The organism is Brevundimonas sp. (assembly GCF_041648615.1).
GTDB lineage: Bacteria > Pseudomonadota > Alphaproteobacteria > Caulobacterales > Caulobacteraceae > Brevundimonas.
This window is the reverse complement of sequence record NZ_JBAZOS010000037.1, coordinates 1-22,493: the sequence shown is the minus strand read 5'-3', so window position 1 is coordinate 22,493 and position 22,493 is coordinate 1. Positions and strand designations below refer to the sequence as shown.

Sequence of the window (22,493 nt, the reverse complement as noted above, 5' to 3'; positions counted from 1 at the left end):
CCGCCGGAAGGAGGGGGCCGATGCTGCGACGCTTCCTGGCCCGCTTCAGCCGCGACGAGAGCGGAGCCACGGCCATCGAATACGGCATGATCCTGGCCCTGGTGTTCCTCGTCATCCTCGGCGCCCTGCAGGCCTTCGGGGCGACGGGCAGCGGCGTCTTCAACACCGCCATGGACAGGCTGCGGGCGGCGATGGGCGGTTAATCCTCCCCCGTCTGCTCCCGAACCCCCAGCGCATCCGCCAGCCGCATCTTCGCCGAGCCGCGCGGCAGCGGCTTCTGCTGGCTCTCATGCGGGGCCCAGCCGGCCAGATGGACGATCTCGAAGGTCGCGGGAATGCGGCCGTCCGCCTCGCCGAACCGCCCGGCGTACAGCGCCGCCGCCCGCCCCGTGATGGCGCGCGTCAGCGGCCGCAGGGGCCCGGCCAGGACATTGGTCTCGCCCATGGCCCGCAGGTCGCGGATCAGGGCGAACAGATCGGGGTAGCGCACCGTCACCCGGTCCACATCGGCCACCGGCAGGGCGAAGCCGGCCCGCTGCAGCAGGGCCGCGCCGTCGAAGCCGTCGGCGAAGGGCGACACCCGCGCCTGTGCGCCGCCGCGCGCTTCCAGTTCGGCCTCGGTCAGCACGGCGCGCAGCTCCTTCAGCGTGCCCGCGCCCAGCAATGTGCCCAGAAACAGCCCGTCCGGCTTCAGCGCCCGGCGGATCTGGGCCAGGGCGCCGGGCAGGTCGTTGGCCCAGTGCAGGCTCATCAGGGAGACGATCAGGTCCTGCGACTGGTCGGGAACGCCCAGCGCCGCCATGCCCGGGCCGGCCCGGGCGGCGCGGTCGCCCGCGTTGGCGACAGGCCCCACGCGCGCCTCGGCCGCGCTGCCCTTCAGGGCCCGGGCGAAGGCGCCGGGATGAGCCGAGAGGTCCAGCACGTCCGGCCACGTCCGCAACAGGGCCTCCAGACTGCCCACGGCGTTGTCGGCGGCGCGGGCGTGCAGGAAGTCGGCGCGCGCGATCGTCCGTTCACTGCGCGCAAGCCTTGCCGTGCGGCGTGGAACGTCGAAGATGCGGGGGGGACCGGAGGAGGGGCTCATGACCCGGCAGGATGGGGGCTGGCGCGACCGATTGAAAGCGGGCGGCCTGCAGATCACGCGCGGCGCGCGGTCGCTGGGGCGCGGCCTGACCGATCTGCTGCTGCCGCCGCTGGCCTGGGACAGCCCCGAGGCCGCCGCCTCGGCCGGCCTGACGCCCGACGCCTGGAGCCGCGTGGTGTTTCTGGAGGACCCGGTCTGCGACGGCTGCGGCGCCGGGTTCGCGATGGACGGCGGGGCCTTCGCCGCGCCGCGCTGCGCCGCCTGCGTGGCCCGGCCCTACGCCTTCGACCGGGCCCGGGCCGCCTGCGTCTATGACGCCGCCTCGCGCGGTCTGATCCTGAAGTTCAAACACGGCGACCATCAGCCGTTCGCGCCCCTGTTCGCCCGCTGGGTCAGCCGCTCGGCGGCGCCCCTGCTGGCCGAGGCCGACGCCGTCGCCCCCGTGCCGCTGCACCGGCTGCGCCTGTTGTCGCGGCGCTTCAACCAGGCCGCCGAGATCGCCCGGCCCCTGGCCCGCCACGCCGGTCTCGACTATCTGCCCGACACCCTGGTCCGCCAGACCCACACCACCAGCCAGGGCGGCAAGTCCGCGCGCGGTCGCCGTCTCAACGTCGGCAAGGCCTTCACGGTCTCCGCCGAGGGTCGTCGCCGCATCAAGGGCCGCCGCATCCTTCTGGTCGACGATGTGTTGACCACAGGCGCCACCGCCGAGGCCTGCGCCCGCGCCCTGCTTGAGGCCGGGGCGCGCGCCGTCGACCTCGCGGTCGTCGCCCGGGTGCGAACCGCCCGTGAACTGCCTACATAGTACGGACGGATTTTCAGGAGACTCATTTGGCCGACGTCGTCATCTACACCAAGCCCGGTTGCGGCTACTGCCACGCCGCCAAGGCCCTGCTGGACCAGAAGGGGGCCGACTACACCGAGATCGTCGCCTCCAGCGACCCGGCGAAGAAGCAGGAGATGATCCAGCGGTCCAACGGACGGATGACCTTCCCGCAGATTTTCATCGACGGAAACCATGTCGGCGGCTCCGATGACCTGCATGCGCTTGACCGGAAAGGCGCGCTGGACGCATTGCTGGAGGCCTGATGGCCCCGCTTCCGATCGCCCTGATCCAGACCCGCACCCCCGCCTCGCCGGCGGCGGCCTTCGCCCATGTCGAGCCGCTGATCCGCGAGGCGGCGGCGGGCGGGGCGAAGCTGATCCTGACCCCGGAAGCGACCAATTTCATGATCCGGGACAAGGACCGGCGCGCCGCCGCCCTGACCACCCAGGATCGGGACGAGGCGGTCGCGGCCCTGCGCGAACTCGCCCGGGAACTGGGCGTCTGGCTGCTGATCGGCTCGGCCATCGTCCGCTCGGGCCATGCGGACGACGACCGGGCCGCCAACCGGTCGCTGCTGATCGACGACCGCGGCGAGGTCGTCTCGACCTATGACAAGCTGCACGTCTTCGACGTCGACCTGCCGACGGGCGAACGCTGGCGCGAGAGCGCCACGGTCCGGCCGGGTGAAGACGCCGTCGTCGCCGACACGCCCTGGGGCCGGCTGGGCCTGACCATCTGCTACGACATCCGCTTCCCGCACCTGTACCGGGCGCTGGCGAAGGCCGGGGCGGTGATGATCGCCGTGCCCGCCGCCTTCACCGCGCCCACCGGCGAGGCGCATTGGGAGACGATGTTGCGGGCCCGCGCCATCGAGACGGGCTGCTGGATCCTGGCCCCCGCCCAGGCCGGGACGCACGAGGATGGCCGCCGCACCTGGGGCCGCTCGACCGTCGTCGCGCCGTGGGGCGAGGTGGTGGCGAAACTGGATCATGACGCGCCGGGGGTGCTGTTCGCGACGCTGGACTTCGACGCGGTCGACCGCGCCCGCGCCGCCATCCCCCAGTTGACCCACGACCGGGCGTTCCGGGGGCCGCAATGATCCGCTACGCCCTCCAGTGCGAGCATGACCACGGCTTCGAGGCCTGGTTCAGCGCCTCGGCCGATTATGACGACCAGGTCGCTCGCGGGCTGGTCGAATGCCCGCACTGCGGCTCGCGCGCCGTGTCAAAACAGATCATGTCGCCCGCCGTCGCCGGCACGAAAAAGGCCGTCTTCCAGGCCGACGCGGCCCGTCTGCAGACCCTGATGATGCAGGCCGCCCGCGAGGTGCGCGACCACGTCGAGCAGAATTTCGACTATGTCGGCGACGCCTTCGCCCGCGATGCCCGCGACATCCACGAGGGCCGTTCGGAGAAGCGCGAGATCTACGGCGAGGCCACGCCCGCCGAGGTGAGGAAGCTGAAGGACGACGGCGTCCCCTGCGCGGCCCTGCCGCCGCCGCCGCCCGATCCGGCCAAGGCGCACTGAGCCGTGGACGGGGGGGATCGCTATCGGGAGTTCGATCCGCCCGCTTCCTTGCGGCCCTTCGTGCGCACGATCTGGACCTATGCCGCGCCCGCGCCCGAGCCGACGGTGCAGCGCATCGCGCCGGACGGCTGCCCCGAACTGATCCTCGACATCGGCTCGCCCTATGAGGAGCAGGGCGAGGACGGCGTCTTCCGCCTCCAGCCCCGGGCCCTGTTCGCGGGTCAGATGACCCGGCCGCTGGCCCTGCGTCCGGTCGGCCCGGTCGAACTGGTCGCCGTGCGCTTCGAGCCGGACGGCGCCCGCGACTGGCTGGGCCAGACCGCGGCCGGGGCCACCGACCGCCGTCTGGACATGACGGCGCGCCTCGCCGGCGTAACGGCCCCGGCGGGCGACCCGGCCGCACAGGTCGAGATCATGGTGCGAATTCTGGACGACCACCGGCGCCGCAACGACTGGTCGCTGGACCCGTCGGTGCGCGCCGAAATCGAGGCCGCCGAAGCCGACCGGCCCTCGCCTGCCCGCTCACCCGGCGAGCAGCGCGCCCTTCAGCGCCGCTTCCACGACCGCGTCGGGGCCCCGCCGCGCATGCTGCGCTCGATCCTGCGTTTCCGCCGCGTCTTCGATCACGCCCAGGGTCCCGACGCCCTGGGATGGCTCGAGGCGGGGCTTGAGGCGGGGTATTTCGATCAGCCGCAGCTGGCTCGCGACTTCCGCCGCTTCCTCGGCTGCACCGCCACAGAATGGGCCCGCGACCAGGTCGGACTGGCGCGCAGCCTGGCGTCGCAATCCTACAAGCCCGGGCCGCTGTCGCCGCACTAGGATCCGGCCGTCGCAGCCAACCCGGAGGGGATTTCCATGCTGACCGCCCTGCTCGCCGCCGCCCTGATCCAGACCGCGCCCCCGGCCGCGCCGGACGTTTCGTGGATGGCCGGCTACTGGCTGGACTGTTCCGACGGCCGCGAGGCCTCGGAGACCTGGAGCGATCCGCGCGCCGGCCTCAGCGTCGGCCACGCCGTCACCGTCGAGAACGGCCGCGCCTCCTTCGAGGTCTCGCACATCGGACCGACGCCGGGCGGTTTCGCCTATGTCGCCCAGCCCGGCGGCGTCCCGCCCACCGCCTTCGTCATCAGCGAGAGCGGGCCGCGGCGGGCGGTGTTCGCCAACGCGGAAAACGACTTTCCGACGCGGGTCATCTATGAACGCGACGGCGACGCCCTCAAGGCCCGGATCGAGGGCGAGATCGGCGGCCAGGCGCGGAGCATGGAATGGAATTTCAAGGCGGCCCCGCTGAACACCCGCTGCCCCCGCTGAGTCCGGACGGGTTGAGCTGGCGTGCGATGACGGCGGCCGATCTGGACGCCGTCGCCGACATCGCCGCGATCGGCTTCCCCGATCATTTCGAGGGCCGGGACTGTTTCGAGAACCGGCTGGCGCTGAACCCGGACAGTTGTTTCGTCCTTGCGGACGGGGACGGGCCGCCGCGCGGCTATCTGGTCGCCTATCCATGGCGGGCGGATGCGGCGCCGGCGCTGAACACGCTGATCGAGTCCATCCCGGGGGACGCCTCGGTGATGTATCTGCACGACCTCGCCCTGCACCCCGACGTCCGGGGCGGCGGCTGGTCGCGTGAGATCGTCGAGCGTCTGGCCGCTCAGGCGCGCGCCGCCGGCTGGCCGGCTCTGGCCCTGGTGGCGGTCAACGACGCCGCGCCCTTCTGGGAAAGGCGCGGCTTCGCGGTCGTCGACAGCCCGGCCATGACGGCCCAACTGGCCAGCTACGGGCCGGACGCCCGCTACATGACGCGGGACCTCAAGCCCTAGCTGCGGGTCCAGCCCTTGGCGGCCATGCAATCGCGGAACGCGTCGCCGTACTGGCGCTGACGGCTCGAGGCGCGGCATTCGTCGCGGGCGGCGTCGAACGGCTGGGCGTTCTCGCCGTGCCAGGCCGCGTCGTCGTCGGTGGCGTCGATCACCGTGACGCAGGCAGAGGTCATCAGGGCGGCGGTCAGGGCGGACAGGATCAGAAGGCGTTTCATCGCGGGGCTCCGTTTCGGGGATGAGCCCTCATCTCACCGCGACGCTTCGCCTGTCCCGTTACATCCCCGAAAGGTGGATGAATTCGCGGTAAGGCGGCCGGTCAGTCGACGACGATTTCGACCATGCCGATCGCGACGATTTCAGCCAGATCGACCACGGCCGTTGCGCAACATCCTGCAGATTCCGCGCCGCCGACCTTCACAATCCGTCAGTCCCGGGTCGCGATCATCATGTAGTTGATCGCCGCGTCGGTGGTTTCGCTCCACCGATCCGCCAACGGATCATAGGCCAGGCCATAGGGTCCGGTCACCGCCACCGGCTCGGCCGACAGCATCAGCCGGATTTCGTCGGGCTTGAGGAACTGGTTCCAGTCGTGCGTCCCCGCCGGCACCCAGCGCAGCACATACTCCGCCGCGATCTTGCCCAGGGCCAGCGACTTCAGCGTCCGGTTCAGGGTGGCCACCACCATCATCCCGCCCGGCTTCACCAGCCGCGAGCAGGCGCGGACGAAGGCCTCGGGATCGGCGACGTGCTCGATCACCTCCATGGTCAGGACCACGTCGAACGGTCCGGCCCCCTCGGCCTCCAGCTGTTCGACCGTCGCGGCGCGATAGCCGATATCCAGGCCCTGCTGCTCCGCATGCGCGCGCGCCGTGCCGATGTTCTCGGCCGAGGCGTCGATCGCGGTGACCTCGAACCCCATCCGCCGCATCGGCTCGGCGATCAGCCCGCCGCCGCAACCGACGTCCAGCAGGGTCAGGCCCGCGAACGGCGCCCGCGTCTTCACATCGCGCCCGAACCGCTCCGCCGCCCGGTCGCGGACGAAGGCCAGCCGCGCCGGATTGAATTTGTGCAGCGGCGCGAACGGCCCGCGCGCGTCCCACCATTCCGCCGCCTGGGCCGAAAAGCGCGCCACGTCGGCGGGGTCGATCGAGGGACCGTGGGCTGAGTCAGTCATGGACGCGGGGTGTCAGCGAATGAGGCGGACGTCAACGCCGATGTCCAGTCGGGCCCACGGCCTGTCGCCGGTCAGGATCGGCAGCCCTTCACGTAGAGCCAGGGCCAGGCAAGCCCGATCCCCCAGCGACAGCCCCAGCCTCGCCGTGCCGGTCCACAGGCGTCCGGCGCGATCAGCGAGGTCCGTATCGTGATCAATGACCTTACAACCAAGGTAGTGGGCGCGCATGGGATCGTACCCGCCACGTACCAGCCTCGTCACGACCTCGGTCAGGTTGACACTGTTCAGCAAGGCCGACGCCAGGAAGGGCGCCACCGCGTCGCCGCCCGGCTCGTTCAGCAAAAAAGCGACGACCGCCGATGTATCGATGACGTACTCAGTCATCGAATTCGCGCATCGCCTCCAGGCGGCGTTCGGCGATGAACTCGTCGGTCGCGCTCTCGAGGCTGCCGCCCGAGCGGGCGGCCTCGGAGGCATCGGCAAGGTCCATCAGAACAATGCTGCCGTCGAACTTTCGCCCGACGAAAGTCGCGCCGGTCGGGATGCGCCATTCGCGGGGCAGCTGAATCCTGCCCGATCGATCCACGCTCAGCCGAGCGGGGAGGGGAATTTCGGCGTCATATCGAGTGGCGGGTTCGGCCATGCCGCCGACGACGGCCGGCGCAGGGCGGGCCGAATTCTCCCCTTCGGTCGCCCCCTGCGCGACCAGGACGTTCCGCACGAACTGGTATTTGATGCCGAGGTGGCTTGCGATCGCTGACCGGGAAAAGCCCATCGCCGCATATCGGCGAATCTTCGCCGACTTGTTTGTCCCAAGGTCCGACACATCGACCTGTGACATGGCCTGGTCCGCCATTTTTGAAGGCGAGTCGACTACGGCGGCCTGCGGAGCTGACGCGATTTGCCCTTCCGCCGCGCGCCTTGACCGGGCTTCATCCGCCACCAGAACTTGCCGAACCTGCTGGTAACTTCGGTCCACCATCCGGGCGATGTCGGCGCGCGAGTGCCCGGCGGCGGCAAGGGTCCGTATGCGGTCGGCGAGCGTTGATCGTTTGTTTTCGGACATGAACAATAGTTACTCCATCACTCACCTTCGTTCAAGCGCCCGTTGTGATGCCCTCGCCGCCTCGCTAGAAGCCGGTTCACCCCCTCTTTCACGGAGCCTCCTCCCGACATGACGCGGCCCGCCACGACGCGACTGGTGATGAAGTTCGGCGGCACCTCCATGGGCGACCTGGAACGCATCCGCCGCGCCGCCCGCATCGTCGCCGCCGAGGCCGCGGCGGGCAAACAGGTCGCCGTCGTCGTCTCCGCCATGGCCGGCAAGACCAATGAGCTGGTGGCCTGGACCGACGGCGCGGGCCGTCCCGCCCCCGGAATTGAAATGTCCGACGACGAGTACGACGTCGTCGTCGCCTCGGGCGAACAGGTCACGGCCGGCCTGCTGGCCCTGACCCTGCGCAACATGGGCCTCAACGCCCGCACCTGGATGGGCTGGCAGATCCCCATCCTGACCGACGACGCCCACGGCCGCGCCCGCATCGACGAGGTGCCCGGCGACGTCCTCGGCGCCGCCATGGACAAGGGCGAGATCGCCGTCGTCCCCGGCTTCCAGGGCGTCAGCCGCTCGGGCCGCATCACCACCCTGGGCCGGGGCGGCTCGGACACCTCGGCCGTGGCCGTGGCCGCGGCGCTGAACTGCCCGTGCGACATCTACACCGACGTCGACGGCGTCTACACCACCGACCCCCGCATCGAGAGTCGCGCCCGCCGCCTCGAGAAGATCTCCTATGAGGAGATGCTGGAAATGGCCTCGCTGGGGGCCAAGGTGCTGCAGACGCGGTCGGTCGAGCTGGCCATGGCCAAACGGGTGCCGCTGCGCGTGCTATCCAGCTTCATTGAACCCGACGAGAACGGCGCCCTGCCCGCAAACGCCGGCACCCTGATCTGCGACGAGGAGGAAATCGTGGAAAAACGCATCGTGTCCGGCGTCACCATGAGCCGCGACGAAGCCCGCATCACCCTGCTGGGCCTGTCCGACCGGGTCGAGGCGCCCGCCGACGTCTTCACCCGCCTGGCCGAGGCCAACGTCAACGTCGACATGATCGTCCAGAGCCAGGCGCGCAGCGAGGGGGCGGTCAACCTGACCTTCACCACGGGCCGCAGGGACGCCGCCCGCGCCGCCGAACTGATGCGCGCCGCCCAGGCCGAGATCGGCTTCGAGGAGCTGCGCGTCGACGAGGACGTGGCCAAGGTCTCGGTCGTGGGCGTCGGCATGCGCAGCCACGCGGGCGTGGCCCAGACCATGTTCCGGGCCCTGGCCGACAAGGGGGTGAAGTTCCAGGCCATCTCGACGTCCGAGATCAAGATCAGCGTGCTGATCGATGCGGCCTATGCGGAACTGGCGGTTCGTGCGCTTCATTCGGCATACGGACTGGAAGCAGTCTAGAAATGAAGCTTGGCGGTTCCCATCTGGGGCGCTGAGAGTCTGGAGGGGCCATGCCGGTGGGCGGATTGACGACGAGGGGGCCGCGCAACCTCCTTCGCCAGATCCGCGAGGCCATGGCCGGAGCGGCTCCGGCGCAGGAGCGGCTGGACATGGTCGTGCGCACCATCGCCCAGTCGATGGTCGCCGAGGTCTGCTCCATCTATCTGCGCCGCGCCTCGGGCGAGCTGGAGCTGTTCGCCACCCAGGGCCTGAACCCGGCGGCCGTCCACACCACCCGCCTGCGTCCCGGCGAGGGCCTGGTCGGCGAGGTGGCCCGCAGCGCGGCCCCCATCAGCCTGTCGGACGCCCCGTCCCACCCCCATTTCGCCTACCGCCCGGAAACCGGCGAAGACCCGTATCACGCCTTCCTCGGCGCCCCCCTGCTGCGCGGCGGCCGGGCCATCGGCGTGCTGGTCGTCCAGAACCGCTCCGAGCGGCGCTATGACGACGAGGAAGTCGAGGACATCCAGACCATCGCCATGGTTCTGGCCGAGACCGTGGCCTCGGGCGAACTGCTGGCCCAGGACGAGCTGCGCGACATCGAGGTGGCGCCGCACCGGCCCGAACGCCTCAAGGGCCAGCGCTTCGCCGAGGGCCTGGCCTATGGCCACGTCATCCTGCACGAGGCGCCGGTGCCGCCGGAAAACCTGCTGGCCGAGAACCAGCAGGTCGAGGAAATCCGCCTGCGCGAAGGTCTGATCGCGCTGAAGGCCAATATCGACTCCATCCTCGACGGCGGCGGTCAGGGCAAGCTGGCCGGCCAGTCGTTCGAAGTGCTGGAAACCTACCGCATGTTCGCCGACGACCGGGGCTGGAACCGGTCGCTGGAGGAGGCCGTGCGCACCGGCCTGACGGCCGAGGCCGCCGTCGACCGCGTCCGCAACGAGCACCGCGCCCGCTTCGCCCAGGCCCGCGACCCCTATATCAAGGAGCGGCTGCACGACTTCGAGGACCTGGCCAACCGGCTGCTGCGGGTCCTGGCCGGAGACAAGCCGGGCGAGCGCGCGCTGCCCGACGACGCCATTCTGGTGGCCCGCAACCTCGGCCCGGCCGATCTGCTGGAATATCCGCGTCACAAGCTGAGGGGGCTGCTGCTTGAGGAGGGCTCGGCCGCCAGCCACGCCGCCATCGTCGCCCGCGCCCTGCAGATCCCCTGCGTCGGCCGCATCATGGGCCTGCGCGACCGCCTGTCCGAGGGTGACCTCGTCATCGTCGACGGCGAGAGCGGCGAGACCTATCTGCGCCCCCGGCCCGACATGCTGGCCGCCGTCCAGTCGCGCATGCTGGTCCGCAGCGAGCGCCAGGCCGAGTTCACCAAGCTGCGCGACGTGCCCGCCGTCACCCGCGACGGGACCCGCATCACCCTGCTGACCAACGCCGGCCTGGCGGTGGACCTGGAGAACCTGGACGCCACGGGGGCCGAGGGGATCGGCCTGTTCCGCACCGAATTCCAGTTCATGGTGTCGGAGGAACTGCCCCGGCTGAACAGCCAGACGGCGCTCTACAGCCTGGTGCTGGATGCCGCCGGCGACCGGCCGGTCACCTTCCGCACGCTCGACATCGGCGGGGACAAGGTCCTGCCCTATCTGGAGACCGAGCGGGAAGAGAACCCCGCCCTCGGCCGCCGCGCCATCCGCCTGGGGCTCGACCGGCCCGGCCTGCTGCGGTTGCAGTTGCGGGCCCTGCTGGCCGCCGCCGCCGGCCGCGAGCTGCGCGTCATGTTCCCGATGATCGCCACGGTCGACGAGTTCCGCGCCGCCCGCGAACTGGTCGATGTCGAATGCGCCTGGGCCAGACGCCGGGGCCGGGCCCTGCCCGCCCTTCTGCGCGTCGGCGCCATGATCGAATGCCCCAGCCTGCTGTGGCACCTGGACGCCCTGCTGCCGCTGACGGACTTCGTCTCGGTCGGCTCCAACGACCTGTTCCAGTATATGTTCGCCGCCGACCGGACCAACCCGCTGGTGTCCGAACGCTACGACCCGCTGTCGCCGCCGGCGCTGCGCGCCCTGGCCGAGATCCAGAAGAAATGCGCCGACACCGGCACGCCCGTCTCGGTGTGCGGCGAGCTGGCCGGCAAGCCGCTCGAGGCCTTCGCCCTGCTGACCCTGGGCTACACCCGGCTGTCGGCCCCCGCCGGCGGCGTCGGGCCGGTCAAGCGGATGATCCTGTCCGCCGACCTCACCGCCGCGCGGCGGAGCATGGCCAATCTGCTCGGCTCCTCGGCCGGATCGATCCGCGGCGAGCTGGAATCCCTGGCCCGGAAGTTGAACGTCACGATCTGATCGTCCCGCGCCGAAATTGGCCGGTACGCCTAACAAATCGTTGATCGGTCAGCTCAAATGAGTTATCCACAAGCCGGAACCGGGTGGTCTGCGGGGGCAGGCCCGAACTGTCATCCCGATATGGTACAGGCCCCGAGTTCGAGTACGGCGCCGCATGGGGACACCCCGTGCGCGCCGAGCGTGGGGTCAAGGTCTATGGCGCTGGATACGGGGAAGGGGTCCGACACGTTCCGGACCGATCCCGAATGGAAGGACGTCGTTCCGTCCATTACGGACGCGCCGACGCTTGGCGACGGCCTGCGCCTGGCCCGCGAGCAGTCGGGCCGGTCCCTGGCCGAGCTGTCCGCCGTGACCCGCGTGCCCGCCCGCTATCTGACCGGGCTGGAACAGAACGACTTCTCGATCCTGCCCAACCGCGTCTTCTCGATCGGCTATGTCCGCGCCTACGCCGACGCCCTGGGCCTGGACGAACAGCTGGCGGTCGAGCGGTTCAAGCGCGAGACCCCCGACCCCTCGGTGCCGCTGCAGGCGCCGGTCGGCGTCGCCTTCGAGGAGGTCCGCCGCTATTCTCCCCGTCTGATCGCCGCCGGCCTGGCCCTCATCGTCGCCGTCGTCGGCTGGAACGTCTTCCAGCGCGTCAGCCTGATGCGCGCGCCGCAGCCGTCGGACATCGCCACCGTGCCGGAAAGCTGGACCCTGGGCGCCGTCCCGGGCCAGGACGTCCTGCGGCTGTCCGCCCCGCAACCCGCCCCGCCGGACCAGACCATTCCCGCCCTCTACATCACCCCGGGCCTCGAAGCCGAGCTGACGGGCGTGGATCCGGCCTCGCCCGCGGGCCTCGCCGCGGCCGCCTCGTCCGCCTCGCCGGTGCAACGGGCCTTCAACCCCCGCGGGGCCATCTACGGCGCCTCGGCCGGCGCCTCCCAGGTGGTGATCCAGGCCCGCAAGGCCGCCAGCCTCGTGGTCCGCATGGCCGACGGCCGGGTCCTGTTCGCCCGCCAGCTGGCCCCCGGCGACGCCTGGCGCGCCCCGGTCGGCGTCGCCGCCACCGTCGACGTCTCGGACCCGACGGCCTTCGACGTCTATCTGAACGGCGAACACGGGGGCGGGCTGGAAGCCGCCCTGACGCCGCTGGGCCAGCTGAACGTCCGCGCCCAGGCCCTGGCCCGTCAGGCCGCCGCCGAGGTCGCGGCCCGGACCCAGGCCGCCCAGGCCGAGGCCCAGGTCCGCGCCGCCGTGGTCCAGTCCTCCATGACGTCCACGGCCGGACGCTGATTGCGACAGCGCCGGTCGTGGCCTTGCCGCAATCGAACGCCTATGTTGGCCCGTCATGAGCGCTGACCATTCGCATATCCGTCCCTGGCGCCACATCGAGCGCCGCAAGAGCCGCCAGATCATGGTCGGCGCCGTGCCCGTGGGCGGCGACGCGCCGATCAGCGTCCAGTCCATGACCAATACGCCGACCTCGGACGCGGCGGCGACCATCGACCAGATCCGCCAGCTGGAAGAGGCCGGAGCGGACATCGTCCGCGTCTCCTGTCCCGACGAGGAGTCGACCGCCGCCTTCCGCCAGATCGCGCGCGAGGCCCGCGTCCCGCTCGTCGCCGACATCCATTTCCACTACAAACGCGGCATCGAGGCCGCCCGGGCGGGCGCCGCCTGCCTGCGCATCAATCCCGGCAACATCGGCTCGCCCGACCGCGTCCGCGAGGTCATCCAGGCCGCCAAGGACCACGGCTGCTCGATGCGGATCGGCGTCAACGCCGGCTCGCTGGAGCGCGAACTGCTCGAGAAATACGGCGAGCCCTGCCCCGAGGCCATGGTCGAGTCTGCGCTCAACCACGCCCGCATCCTGCAGGACCACGACTTCCACGAATTCAAGATTTCGGTGAAGGCGTCCGATCCCTTCCTGACCGTCGCCGCCTATCAGCAGCTGGCCGAGGCCATCGACTGCCCGCTGCACCTCGGCGTCACCGAGGCGGGTCCGCTGCGCTCGGGCACGATCAAGTCGGCCATCGGCATGGGCAATATGCTGTGGGCCGGCATCGGCGACACCATCCGCGTCTCCCTGGCCGCGGATCCGGTGGAGGAGATCAAGGTCGGCTTCGACATCCTCAAATCGCTGGGCCTGCGTCACCGCGGCGTCAACATCATCGCCTGCCCGTCGTGCGCGCGGCAGGGCTTCAACGTCATCGAGACCGTCGGCCTGCTGGAAGAGAAGCTGGCCCATGTGACCACGCCGATGTCGCTGTCGATCATCGGCTGCGTCGTCAACGGCCCGGGCGAAGCTCTGTACACGGACGTTGGCTTCACCGGCGGCGGCAAGGGCGCCGGCATGGTCTATCTGAACGGCAAGATGGCCTACAAACAGGCCAATGAGGGCATGATCGACGAGATCGTTCACCTGGTCGAACAGAAGGCCGCCGAACTGGACGCGGCGCGGGCGGTTGAAGCCGCGCCGCTGGTCGCCGCGGAGTAGCAACCGGTTGCGGGGCCGCCCCCGAGGGCGCATTCTTGGCCGATGCCCGCCCTGTCCCCCATCGAATCCGAGTTCGCCTCGACCGAAGAGGCCGAGGCCCACGACGCGTGGTTCCGCGCAAAGGTGCGCGAGGCGCTCGACGATCCTCGTCCGGGCATTCCGCATGATCAGGTCATGGCCGAAATGCAGGCCATCATCGACGGCAAGGCCAAGCCTCAAGCCTGATGCCGCCGGTCATCTGGAGCCGCCGAGCCCGTCATGACCTCGGGATCATTCTCGACTTCGTCCGCCGCCGCAGCCCCTCCGGCGCCGCCCGGATCAACGCTCTGATCCGGACCAGCGTCGAGATGCTGCCCGCCTACCCGCATCTGCACCGCGAAGGTCGAGAGCCAGGCACGCGCGAGGCTGTGGTCCATCCGAATTACATCTATGTCTATGCTGTGCGCGAAGACGCGATCCACGTTCTGAGGGTCCTTCATTCGCGCCAGAAATACCCCTGACCGGAGCCGCCATGATCATCCGCCGAACCTTCGCCAGCCTCGCGCTCGCCCTGTCCCTGGCCTTGTCGCCGACGACGCCCGCCTTGGCCCAGGCCGCCCTGACCCCGACGACCGCGTCGGCCCCCAATCCCTTCGTCGCCGCCGCGAGCCATGTCGAACTCTCCGCGCCTGACGGGCGCAAGATCGACGTCAGCGTCTGGCCGGCCGCCGACGAGCGGGGCGTGGTGATCTTCAGCCACGGCTTCAACGGCAGCCCCGCCGCCTACACCCGCATCCTGTCGCACTGGGTCGATGAGGGCTTCACCGTCGTGGCCCCGCTGCACGTCGACTCCCTGCGTCACCCCGACCACGCCGCCTATGACGGACAGGCCGCCTTCGCCACGCGGATCGCCGACCTCGCCGTCACGCGCGGCTTCATCAAGGCGACCCGGGCGGGCAAGCCGCTGATCGCCGCCGGCCACTCCTTCGGCTCGCTGATGTCCTTCATCGGGGGCGGCGCCGTCACCGTCGCAGGCCCGCTGGGCGACCCCGACATCAAGGCCATCGTCGCCTTCTCCTCCGCCGGAGACCTCCAGGGCGTGATCCTGCCGGATACCTATGCCGCCTTGCGCGCGCCGGCCCTGATGATCACCGGCGACGCCGACCTCGTGCCTCGCTACGTCACCGACTGGCACGCGCACCGCAGCCCGTTCGACCGCAGCCCGCCCGGCGACAAGATGCTTCTGGTCTTCGCCGGCGCCGACCACAGTCTGGTGCGCAACGCCGAGGCGGCCGACTTCGACCTGATCGAGCGGGCCACGACCGATTTCATGAAGGCCCACGGCCTCGGCGACGCCGCCGCCCGCGCGCGCCTGGACGCCCTGTCGGCCACGGACGGCGTTTCTCTGGAAAGGCGCTGAGCCATGAAACTCTACATCACCACCCCGTCTCCCTTCGCCCGCAAATGCCGGATCGTGGCGCGCGAGAAGGGACTGGCGGACCGCATCGAGGAGATCGTGGTCGATCCCTACGCCAATGCGCCGGAACTGCTGGCCTCCAACCCGATCGTCCAGGTCCCGACCCTGATCGCGGAGGACGGCCTGCCGCTCAGCGACAGCCCGGTGATCTGCGAATATCTCGACGCCATCGGCTCGGGCCCGCGCCTGCTGCCGGCCGAGGGGCCGGAACGCCTGCGCGTCCGTCGACTGGAAACCCACGCCGACGCCGCCCTGGAGATGGGCGTCAAGCTGGTGCTGGAGCTGCGCCGCCCCGAGAGCGAACGCTCGCCGTCATGGATCGCCCGCTGGACGGAGAACATGACCCGCGCGCTCGACGCCCTCGAGGCCGCCCGCCCCGACGCCGCCCGGCTGGACATGGGCGTCATCACGGCCGGCGTCGCCGTGGCCTGGATCGGCTTCCGCCATCCCGGCTTCGACTGGCGCTCCGGACGTCCGCATCTGGTCGCCCTGCATGAGGCGATCGAGGCCCGGCCCAGCTTTGCGGACACCCGGCCTGGTTGAGTCCTGCCGTCCCGGCCGGGCGATTGACGTCCGGGATCGATGGCGCCAAACAGGCCGCAGGTCCGCCGGGGGGCGGACTGGTATCCTTTGAGGGACTTCCATGATTTCCAACCGTTCCGTGCGCTTCGGCGTGCGCGCGCTCACGCTCGTCGGCGTGGCGCTGTCGCTGCCGGCCTGCGCCACCATCACGCGGGGCTCCAGCCAGGAGTTCACCGTCCAGAGCGAGCCGCCCGGCGCCCGCGTCTCGACCTCCAACGGCTTCCAGTGCGACGCGACGCCCTGCACCTTCCGCATGCCCCGCAAGGACGAGTTCCGCGCCACGGTGTCGATGGACGGCTATGCGACCCAGACGCATGACATCAAGAGCGGCATCTCGGGCGGCGGCGCGGCGGGTCTCGCCGGCAACGTCATCTTCGGCGGCATCGTCGGCGGCGTGGTCGACGCCTCGTCGGGCGCCCTGAACGACCTGACGCCGAACCCGCTGGTCGTCACCCTGCGCACCCCCGCCGAACAGGCGCGCTGGGACGCCGAACAGGCCGAGGCGTCGCGTCAGGCCGCCGCCGCAGCAGCCGCTTCGGGCCGGCCGAACTAGGTCTTCGCTCACGCGATGACACGGGCGGGACCGGCTCGGGCCGGTCCCGCCCTTTTCGTGTCAGGCGACCACCCCCGCCAGCTGCAACCCCTGAAACCCGGCCAGCAGCAGCAAGGTCGCGCCGACCGCATAGGTCATCAGCTTGCGCGGCACGCGCTTGGCGATCAGCCCCGCGAACGGGGCCGCCACCAGACCGCCGACGATCAAACCTCCGACAGCGGAGGCGTGGTGCTCCAGCGCCCCGGCGTCGGCCCAGTGACCCGTCATCAGGGCCCAAACGAAGGTGGCGCTGATCGCCACGGTCACAAAGAACTCGGCCGTATTGACCGTGCCGATGGCCCGGCGCGGCTCCTGCCCCGCCCCGACCAGGGTCGAGGACACCGTCGGGCCCCAGCCGCCCCCGCCGGCGGCGTCCAGGAAGCCGCCGATCAGCCCGAGGGGCCATGTGACCCACGACGGAATGTGGCGGATCAGGATGTCATGTCCGGCCCGCCACAGGATGTAGAGCCCCATCAGCCCCAGATAGGCGACGATGAAGGGCTTGATGACGTCGCCGTCGAGACCCGTCAGCACATAGGCCCCGACGCAGCCGCCGATCACGCCCGCGACGGCCAGGGGCAGCAGCAGCCGCCAGTCGACATTGCGGTGCGCCACATGACTGCCGGCCGAGGCGGCGGTGGTGAAGACCTCGGCGCCGTGCACGCTGGCCGAGGCCATGGCCGGGGGCACGCCGAAGGCCAGCAGCACCGAGGACGAGATCACCCCATAGGCCATGCCCAGGGCGCCATCGACCGACTGCGCCAGCACCCCGACGACGAAGAACAGCAGAAAGGTTTCCATTCAGCCCGATCGAACAGCCACGTCTCTTTCCGCAAAGCCTGGCGGCGCCTTTGGTTGCGGCCTCAGGCCGCCACGGCCCCGCTGGCCACGGTTCGGGCGATAGCATCCAGCACGTCCCGGCCGCCATAGGGTTTCAGCACCAGGGCCGTGGCCAGCCGGGCGTGCCGGGCGGCCGCCTCGACATTGCCGGTCAGGAAGATGACCGGGACGCCCCAGGTCTGCGTCAGGGTTCTGGCCAGATCGACGCCGTCGCCGTCGCCGGCGAGGTTGATGTCCAGCAGGGCCAGATCGATCGCATGCAGCCCCGCCGCCGTTCCCGCCGCCGCCGCGTCCGAAAACGGGCCGACCACGCCGTGTCCCGCCGCGGCCAGCATTTCGGTGAGATCCGCGGCCATGCCGGGATCGTCCTCGACGACCATCAGCGTCAGGGACCGGTGCGTCGGAAGCTCGCCCTGCGGCTCGTCGGCCGGACTCCCATGCCGCGTCAGCACCGCGCGCAGGTCGCGCCAGACCTCCACCGGCGCCCGCGATCCGTCGAGATCGAAGATGTGGGCCATCCCCGCCAGTTCCCTCAGCGCGTCGGGACCGGGATCGACCGGGGGATCGGCCAGCAGGCCGTCATATTTCGCCCGCAGGCGTTCCAGCTCGGCGCCGTCTCCGATCGTCGCGTTCAGCGTTCCGTCAAACATGGAGCCCTCCGATGTCGTGACGGTCGACCTAGGCGCCCCGCCCCGCCCGCGTAAGCCGGACTGACGGTCTTGTGAGGCAGGGTCACGATCACGCCATCCCGTCGGCCCCGGCTTCCTCGACAGCCGGGGATGCACTGGGCTATGCGTCCGGCCCGTTCGGATTTCAGGACTTTTCCCCCTTGCGACTGCCCCAGGCCCGGCTCGATCAGGTGCTCGACCGCTTCCACCAGGTGGAGGCGCGCATGGGCGCGGCCAGCGACGGTCAGGAGATCGTGCGGCTGTCCAAGGAACACGCCGAGATGAAGCCGGTGGCCGACGCGGTCATGGCCCTGGCGAAGACCCGCGCCGAGATGGCCGACCTCGAGGCCATGGCCGCGGATCCGGAAATGGCCGACATGGCCGCCGAGGAGCTGCAGGTCCTCAAGGAGACCCTGCCGGACATGGAGCGCGACGTCGCCCTGCTGCTGGCCCCGCGCGACGCCGACGAGAACGCCTCGGCGGTGCTGGAAGTGCGCGCCGGCACCGGCGGCGACGAGGCGGCCCTGTTCGCCGGGGACCTGTTCCGCATGTATTCCCGCTACGCCGCCAACCGCGGCTGGAAGGTCGAGCTCGACTCGGCCACCGAGGGCGACGCCGGCGGCTACAAGGAGATCATCGCCACCGTCACCGGCGACGGCGTCTTCGGCCGGCTGAAGTTCGAAAGCGGCGTCCACCGCGTCCAGCGCGTGCCCTCGACCGAGGCGCAAGGGCGCATCCACACCTCGGCCGCCACCGTCGCCGTCCTGCCCGAGGTCGAGGACGTCGAGATCGACATCCAGGACAAGGACATCCGCATCGACACCTTCCGCGCCTCGGGCTCGGGCGGGCAGCACGTCAACAAGACCGATTCCGCCGTGCGCATCACCCACTTCCCCTCGGGGATCGTGGTGACCTCGTCCGAGAAGTCGCAGCATGTGAACCGCGACAAGGCGATGAAGAACCTGCGCGTCCGCCTCTACGACATGCAGCGCCAGATGAAGGACAACGCCCGCTCCGACGCCCGCAAGTCGCAGGTCGGCTCGGGCGACCGCTCCGAGCGCATCCGCACCTACAACTTCCCGCAAGGCCGGGTGACCGACCACCGCATCGGCCTGACCCTGCACAGCCTGCCGCAGATCCTCGAGGGCGACATCGACCCCCTGCTGAACGCCCTGATCGCCGAGGACCAGGCGGCGAGGTTGGCCGATCTGGAAGCCGAGTTCGGGTAAGCGCGCAAAACCTCTCCCTCCCCTTTATGGGGAGGGATGTCGACGCGGAGCGGCGACAGGGTGGGGTATGCCTGGAATGCCCCACCCGGTCGCTGCGCGACCACCCTCCCCACTTCGGGGGAGGGAGAACCCACGCCTCACTGCGCCCGGATCTTCCGCTTCAGCAGCCGGTCCGACAACGCCTCGGCGTGTTTCAGCGTAAACGCCAGCGCCGCCGGCGAGCCGCGTTTCGGCCCCACCGTATCGGCCACCACCGCGCCCCGGTCGCCGATCGCGCGATCGTGGCCGGTGGTCGTGTCCATCGCCGTCTGGTGTTCGATCTCGGCGTTCAGCTCGGCCCCCATCAGGATGATCTGCACGCTCAGCCAGGTCCACAGCAGGAAGCCCATCATGGCCGCCAGCGGGCCGTAGGACGCCGTCCGCACGAAGGTCTGCAGGTACCAGCTGAAGATCAGCGACAGGATCAGGCTCAGCAGGGCGGCGAAGATCGCGCCCGGGGTCAGCCAGCGCCAGCGCGCCTTCTGCCGGCACGGCCCCATGCGGTAGATCAGCGTCAGGGCCGCGCCATAGACGAGCAGCAGGACGGGCCAGCGGAACGGCGCCAGATAGCTCCATTCGGCCGCCCAACCGAACACCCCCAGCACCAGCGGCACGCCCACGATCAGGGCCGCGGTCAGCAGGATCGAGGCCAGCCCGCCGACCGTGAACGCCATGCACATCAGATTGTAGCGCACGATGTTGCGCTTCTCGATCTCGTGATAGGCGACGTTCAGCCCGTAGAAGAGCACCTTGATGGCCCCGTTCGCGGTCCACAGCGACAGCGCCAGGGTCCAGATCAGGGTGAAGGTCAGCTGGGTGTTCGAGTTCGCCGCCAGCCGGTTCATTTCGTCGGCCAGGAACAGCGCCACCCCCGACGGCATCACCGAATAGACGAAGGATATGCGCGAGGCGGCGTCCGCCGGATCGGCGAACAGGCCGTAGATGGTCACGAAAGCCGCCAGTGTCGGGAACAGCGACAACATGATGAAGAAGGTCACGCCGCCGGAGACAAAGCCCACCCGGTCGCCGAAATAGGACGCGCCGACCCGCCAGAAGATGTCGACCCAGCCCTTGTGCGGAATATGCTCCGGCCGCTGGGCCAGCCGGCCGCGTCCCGGCTCCTTCGCCTCGAAATCCTCGGGCGTCGGCGCGCGCGGCGGCAGGGGCTCGGGCCGTTCCTTGCGCAGTTCCAGCCCGAATTTGTGTCCGCGCGAATAGACCAGATGCGCAGCCCCGGCGCCGGCGGCCAGACCGCCCATGATCGCGCCGATCATGCCCCAGGGTCCCAGCCCGCCCTTGTGTCCCGACTGTGCTTGCATCCGTCGCCAACGGCTCCACCCGGCGCGCGTTCCGGCGCCGCGTGCTTGATATCCCCGCAAAGCCGCGCCAATGCCAGCGTATGACCGAATCCAGCCCCGCCCCCACCCTCGTCGCCGCCTGGAAGACCGCCACCGCCACGCTCAAGGCCGGGCGCATCGACAGCCCCTCGATCGACGCCCGCCTGTTGCTCGAGGTCGCCACCGGGGCCACCCGCACCGACATCCTGACCGACCCCTATCGGGTGGTGACGCCGGACCAGCAGACCGCCCTCGACGCCTTCGTCGAACGCCGCCTGCGCCGCGAGCCGGTCTCGCGCATCCTCGGCCGGAAGGGCTTCTGGAAGATCATGCTGAACGTCACCCCCGACGTCCTCAGCCCCCGCCCCGACACCGAGGCCATCCTCGACGTGGTCATGCTGGCCTTCCCGCCGCACCGGGCCTTCGAGATGATCGATCTCGGCACCGGCTCGGGGGCCATCCTGCTGGCGACCCTGGCCGAGCGGGCCGGGGCGCGCGGGGTCGGCACCGACATCTCCTTCGAAGCCCTCGCCGTGGCCAGGGAGAACGCGACCAACCTCGAGCTCGACAACCGCGCGACCTTCCTGCGCACTGAATGGGCCGCGGGCTTCGGCGACCACAGCTTCGATCTGGTGGTGTCCAACCCGCCCTACATCCCCTCGGGCGACATCCCCGGCCTCGACCCCGAGGTCCGCGACCACGACCCCCTGCTGGCCCTGGACGGCGGCCCCGACGGCCTGACCGCCTATCGCGAACTGGCTCCGGAGATCCGCCGCATCCTCCGCCCCGACGGGATCTTCGCCGTCGAGATCGGCTGGGACCAGGGCCCGCAGGTCAAGGCCCTGTTCGAGGCGGGGGGCTTCGACAGGGTCATCGTCGTCAAGGACCTGTCCGACCGTGACCGCGTCGTCACCAACGGCCCGGACCCGCGGACCAACCCCATCCCCAGGATGTAGGCCGCCCCAAACAAACCCCTTGGAAACCGCCCCCCGCCGCGCTAAGTCTTCGTCTGTCTCCCACCCAAAACGCACGCCTTGGTCCGCTTCTGGCCCATCCATGCGCGCATCAGGGCAGTGACGGTCGGGCCAGGTCGCCCGGCGGACCACGGGGCGGCGACGGATTTCCGATCACATCGTCAGCGGGGATTGGCCCCGGAACGAAGCGGAACGACCACACGGACAGCGCCCGCGGCTCTCGCCCCGGACCGTCCCTCATACAAAGCACGAGCGTCCGATGAGAGATTTCAAGGGCATGAAGCGTCAGCGCGGACGCAACAGAAAGCCCGGGAGCAGCGGCGGCGGCAACAACAACGCCAACGCCACCAACCCGAACCGGTCCTGGGATTCCCAGGGCCCGGAGAACATCAAGGTCCGCGGCAACGCCCAGACCGTCTATGAGCGCTACATGCAGCTGGCGCGCGACGCCTCGGCCGCCGGCGACCGCGTCCTGGCCGAGAACTACACCCAGCACGCCGAACACTATTTCCGCGTCCTGCGCGCCCTGCAGCCCTCGCGTCCCGTCAGCGAGATCGCCCAGCGCGAACTGGCCGGCCAGGGCTTCGACATCGATTTCGAGGACGAGACCGGCGCCCAGGCCGCCGCCATCATGGCCGCCGAAAAGGTCGAGGCCGACCGCATCGCCCAGATCGAGGCTCGCCAGCGCGAGAACGAGGAGCGCCAGAACGGCGGCTCCAATGACCGTCAGGGCGAACAGCCCCGCCGCGAATGGCGCGACCGCGACGACCAGCCCCGCGCCGAGCGTGAGCCCCGTCCCGACCGCGAACCCCGCCCCGAGGGGGAGGCGACCACCAACGCCGACGGCAGCCGCCGCGAAACCCGCCGCGAACGCTGGGAGCGCCGTCAGCTGGAGCGCGGCGCCCGCTTTGACCGCGAAGGCGGCGAACGCCCCGAGGGCGACGCCCCCGCCCCGACGTCGGACGACGCGGCCGAGACCCGCGCCGAAGTCGCCGAAACCCCGGCGGACCGTCCCGAACGCGCCGAGCGCCCGGCGCGCGCCGAACGCCGCCCGCGCCGCGACGCCGGCGTCGCGTCCGACGACGACGGCCCCACG

28 protein-coding genes are annotated in these 22,493 nt (G+C 70.4%); 20 read left to right on the top strand and 8 right to left on the bottom strand.

Annotated elements, in window-relative coordinates:
- Nucleotides 1–20: 20 nt before the first annotated feature.
- Nucleotides 21–203, top strand: coding sequence for a Flp family type IVb pilin (locus WC555_RS12875; protein WP_373254127.1), 183 nt, complete (start codon nt 21–23; stop codon nt 201–203).
- Here the strand turns inward: WC555_RS12875 and WC555_RS12870 are convergent.
- Nucleotides 200–1,084 carry a methyltransferase domain-containing protein gene (locus WC555_RS12870; protein WP_373254126.1) on the bottom strand — a complete coding sequence of 295 codons (885 nt, stop codon included), beginning with the start codon at nt 1,082–1,084 and terminating at the stop codon, nt 200–202. The genes WC555_RS12875 and WC555_RS12870 overlap by 4 nt on opposite strands.
- Between WC555_RS12870 and WC555_RS12865 the strand changes: the two genes are divergently transcribed.
- Genes WC555_RS12865 through WC555_RS12835 form a run of 7 tightly spaced genes read left to right on the top strand, consistent with a single transcriptional unit; the run spans nt 1,083 to nt 5,257 of the window.
- The gene (locus WC555_RS12865; RefSeq protein WP_373254125.1) at nt 1,083–1,889 is read left to right on the top strand and encodes a ComF family protein; all 807 of its coding nucleotides are present in this window, start codon (nt 1,083–1,085) and stop codon (nt 1,887–1,889) included. The two genes, WC555_RS12870 and WC555_RS12865, sit on opposite strands and share 2 nt — an antisense overlap.
- 26 nt (nt 1,890–1,915) lie before the next feature.
- Complete coding sequence (gene grxC / locus WC555_RS12860) at nt 1,916–2,173, top strand: glutaredoxin 3 (RefSeq protein ID WP_373254124.1); 258 nt, start codon at nt 1,916–1,918, stop codon at nt 2,171–2,173.
- Nucleotides 2,173–3,009, top strand: coding sequence for a carbon-nitrogen hydrolase family protein (locus WC555_RS12855; protein WP_373254123.1), 837 nt, complete (start codon nt 2,173–2,175; stop codon nt 3,007–3,009). Before grxC ends, WC555_RS12855 begins: the two co-directional genes overlap by 1 nt.
- Nucleotides 3,006–3,437: a DUF1178 family protein gene (locus WC555_RS12850; RefSeq protein ID WP_373254122.1), complete on the top strand. Its 432-nt coding sequence runs from the start codon at nt 3,006–3,008 to the stop codon at nt 3,435–3,437. Before WC555_RS12855 ends, WC555_RS12850 begins: the two co-directional genes overlap by 4 nt.
- A 3-nt stretch (nt 3,438–3,440) precedes the next feature.
- Nucleotides 3,441–4,256: a DUF6597 domain-containing transcriptional factor gene (locus tag WC555_RS12845; protein WP_373254121.1), complete on the top strand. Its 816-nt coding sequence runs from the start codon at nt 3,441–3,443 to the stop codon at nt 4,254–4,256.
- Between the two features lie 36 nt (nt 4,257–4,292).
- Entirely contained in the window at nt 4,293–4,748 is a 456-nt protein-coding gene (locus tag WC555_RS12840) for a DUF6265 family protein (protein WP_373254120.1), read from the top strand.
- Nucleotides 4,703–5,257 (top strand): GNAT family N-acetyltransferase, encoded by a 555-nt coding sequence (locus tag WC555_RS12835; protein WP_373254119.1) that lies wholly within the window; start codon nt 4,703–4,705, stop codon nt 5,255–5,257. Before WC555_RS12840 ends, WC555_RS12835 begins: the two co-directional genes overlap by 46 nt.
- On the opposite strand, the gene WC555_RS12830 is transcribed toward WC555_RS12835, so the two are convergent.
- The 4 genes from WC555_RS12830 to WC555_RS12815 all read right to left on the bottom strand — a co-directional run bounded on the left by WC555_RS12830 (nt 5,254) and on the right by WC555_RS12815 (nt 7,497).
- Nucleotides 5,254–5,472, bottom strand: coding sequence for a hypothetical protein (locus WC555_RS12830; RefSeq protein ID WP_373254118.1), 219 nt, complete (start codon nt 5,470–5,472; stop codon nt 5,254–5,256). The two genes, WC555_RS12835 and WC555_RS12830, sit on opposite strands and share 4 nt — an antisense overlap.
- A 209-nt stretch (nt 5,473–5,681) precedes the next feature.
- A complete protein-coding gene (ubiG, locus tag WC555_RS12825) occupies nt 5,682–6,431 on the bottom strand; it encodes a bifunctional 2-polyprenyl-6-hydroxyphenol methylase/3-demethylubiquinol 3-O-methyltransferase UbiG (protein WP_373254116.1) in 750 nt (249 codons plus the stop codon).
- A 12-nt stretch (nt 6,432–6,443) separates the two neighbouring features.
- Nucleotides 6,444–6,815 carry a type II toxin-antitoxin system VapC family toxin gene (locus tag WC555_RS12820; RefSeq protein WP_373254115.1) on the bottom strand — a complete coding sequence of 124 codons (372 nt, stop codon included), beginning with the start codon at nt 6,813–6,815 and terminating at the stop codon, nt 6,444–6,446.
- The gene (locus WC555_RS12815) at nt 6,808–7,497 is read right to left on the bottom strand and encodes a hypothetical protein (RefSeq protein WP_373254114.1); all 690 of its coding nucleotides are present in this window, start codon (nt 7,495–7,497) and stop codon (nt 6,808–6,810) included. Before WC555_RS12815 ends, WC555_RS12820 begins: the two co-directional genes overlap by 8 nt.
- A gap of 108 nt (nt 7,498–7,605) precedes the next feature.
- Here WC555_RS12815 and WC555_RS12810 point away from each other — a divergent pair, with 108 nt between their 5' ends.
- The 9 genes from WC555_RS12810 to WC555_RS12770 all read left to right on the top strand — a co-directional run bounded on the left by WC555_RS12810 (nt 7,606) and on the right by WC555_RS12770 (nt 16,271).
- Complete coding sequence (locus tag WC555_RS12810) at nt 7,606–8,880, top strand: aspartate kinase (RefSeq protein WP_373254113.1); 1,275 nt, start codon at nt 7,606–7,608, stop codon at nt 8,878–8,880.
- A gap of 50 nt (nt 8,881–8,930) precedes the next feature.
- Entirely contained in the window at nt 8,931–11,201 is a 2,271-nt protein-coding gene (gene ptsP, locus WC555_RS12805) for a phosphoenolpyruvate--protein phosphotransferase (RefSeq protein WP_373254112.1), read from the top strand.
- 195 nt (nt 11,202–11,396) lie between these two features.
- Nucleotides 11,397–12,476 (top strand): helix-turn-helix domain-containing protein, encoded by a 1,080-nt coding sequence (locus WC555_RS12800; protein WP_373254111.1) that lies wholly within the window; start codon nt 11,397–11,399, stop codon nt 12,474–12,476.
- 55 nt (nt 12,477–12,531) lie between these two features.
- Nucleotides 12,532–13,680, top strand: coding sequence for a flavodoxin-dependent (E)-4-hydroxy-3-methylbut-2-enyl-diphosphate synthase (gene ispG, locus WC555_RS12795; RefSeq protein ID WP_373254110.1), 1,149 nt, complete (start codon nt 12,532–12,534; stop codon nt 13,678–13,680).
- 42 nt (nt 13,681–13,722) lie between these two features.
- Complete coding sequence (locus WC555_RS12790; RefSeq protein WP_373254109.1) at nt 13,723–13,905, top strand: hypothetical protein; 183 nt, start codon at nt 13,723–13,725, stop codon at nt 13,903–13,905.
- Nucleotides 13,905–14,180 (top strand): type II toxin-antitoxin system RelE/ParE family toxin, encoded by a 276-nt coding sequence (locus tag WC555_RS12785; protein WP_373254108.1) that lies wholly within the window; start codon nt 13,905–13,907, stop codon nt 14,178–14,180. Before WC555_RS12790 ends, WC555_RS12785 begins: the two co-directional genes overlap by 1 nt.
- Before the next feature lie 11 nt (nt 14,181–14,191).
- Nucleotides 14,192–15,079, top strand: coding sequence for an alpha/beta hydrolase family protein (locus WC555_RS12780; protein ID WP_373254107.1), 888 nt, complete (start codon nt 14,192–14,194; stop codon nt 15,077–15,079).
- Between the two features lie 3 nt (nt 15,080–15,082).
- Nucleotides 15,083–15,679, top strand: coding sequence for a glutathione S-transferase N-terminal domain-containing protein (locus WC555_RS12775; protein WP_373254106.1), 597 nt, complete (start codon nt 15,083–15,085; stop codon nt 15,677–15,679).
- A gap of 100 nt (nt 15,680–15,779) precedes the next feature.
- On the top strand, nt 15,780–16,271 hold the full coding sequence (locus WC555_RS12770; RefSeq protein ID WP_373254105.1) for a translation initiation factor 2: 492 nt from the start codon (nt 15,780–15,782) through the stop codon (nt 16,269–16,271).
- Nucleotides 16,272–16,331: 60 nt separating this feature from the next.
- Here WC555_RS12770 and WC555_RS12765 read toward each other — a convergent pair whose 3' ends face one another.
- Both WC555_RS12765 and WC555_RS12760 read right to left on the bottom strand, forming a co-directional pair.
- Nucleotides 16,332–17,111, bottom strand: a complete 780-nt coding sequence (locus WC555_RS12765; protein ID WP_373254104.1) for a sulfite exporter TauE/SafE family protein — start codon at nt 17,109–17,111, stop codon at nt 16,332–16,334.
- A 62-nt stretch (nt 17,112–17,173) separates the two neighbouring features.
- Nucleotides 17,174–17,800, bottom strand: a complete 627-nt coding sequence (locus tag WC555_RS12760; RefSeq protein WP_373254102.1) for a response regulator — start codon at nt 17,798–17,800, stop codon at nt 17,174–17,176.
- A 179-nt stretch (nt 17,801–17,979) separates the two neighbouring features.
- Here WC555_RS12760 and prfA point away from each other — a divergent pair, with 179 nt between their 5' ends.
- Entirely contained in the window at nt 17,980–19,047 is a 1,068-nt protein-coding gene (prfA, locus tag WC555_RS12755) for a peptide chain release factor 1 (protein ID WP_373254100.1), read from the top strand.
- A 137-nt stretch (nt 19,048–19,184) separates the two neighbouring features.
- Here the strand turns inward: prfA and WC555_RS12750 are convergent, their stop codons facing one another.
- Nucleotides 19,185–20,360, bottom strand: a complete 1,176-nt coding sequence (locus WC555_RS12750) for a YihY/virulence factor BrkB family protein (protein WP_373254098.1) — start codon at nt 20,358–20,360, stop codon at nt 19,185–19,187.
- Nucleotides 20,361–20,485: 125 nt separating this feature from the next.
- On the opposite strand from WC555_RS12750, the gene prmC reads away from it, so the two are divergent.
- Nucleotides 20,486–21,379 (top strand): peptide chain release factor N(5)-glutamine methyltransferase, encoded by an 894-nt coding sequence (prmC, locus tag WC555_RS12745; protein WP_373254097.1) that lies wholly within the window; start codon nt 20,486–20,488, stop codon nt 21,377–21,379.
- A gap of 277 nt (nt 21,380–21,656) precedes the next feature.
- Nucleotides 21,657–22,493 (top strand): DUF4167 domain-containing protein (locus WC555_RS12740; RefSeq protein WP_373254095.1); only part of this gene is annotated, 837 nt, incomplete at its 3' end.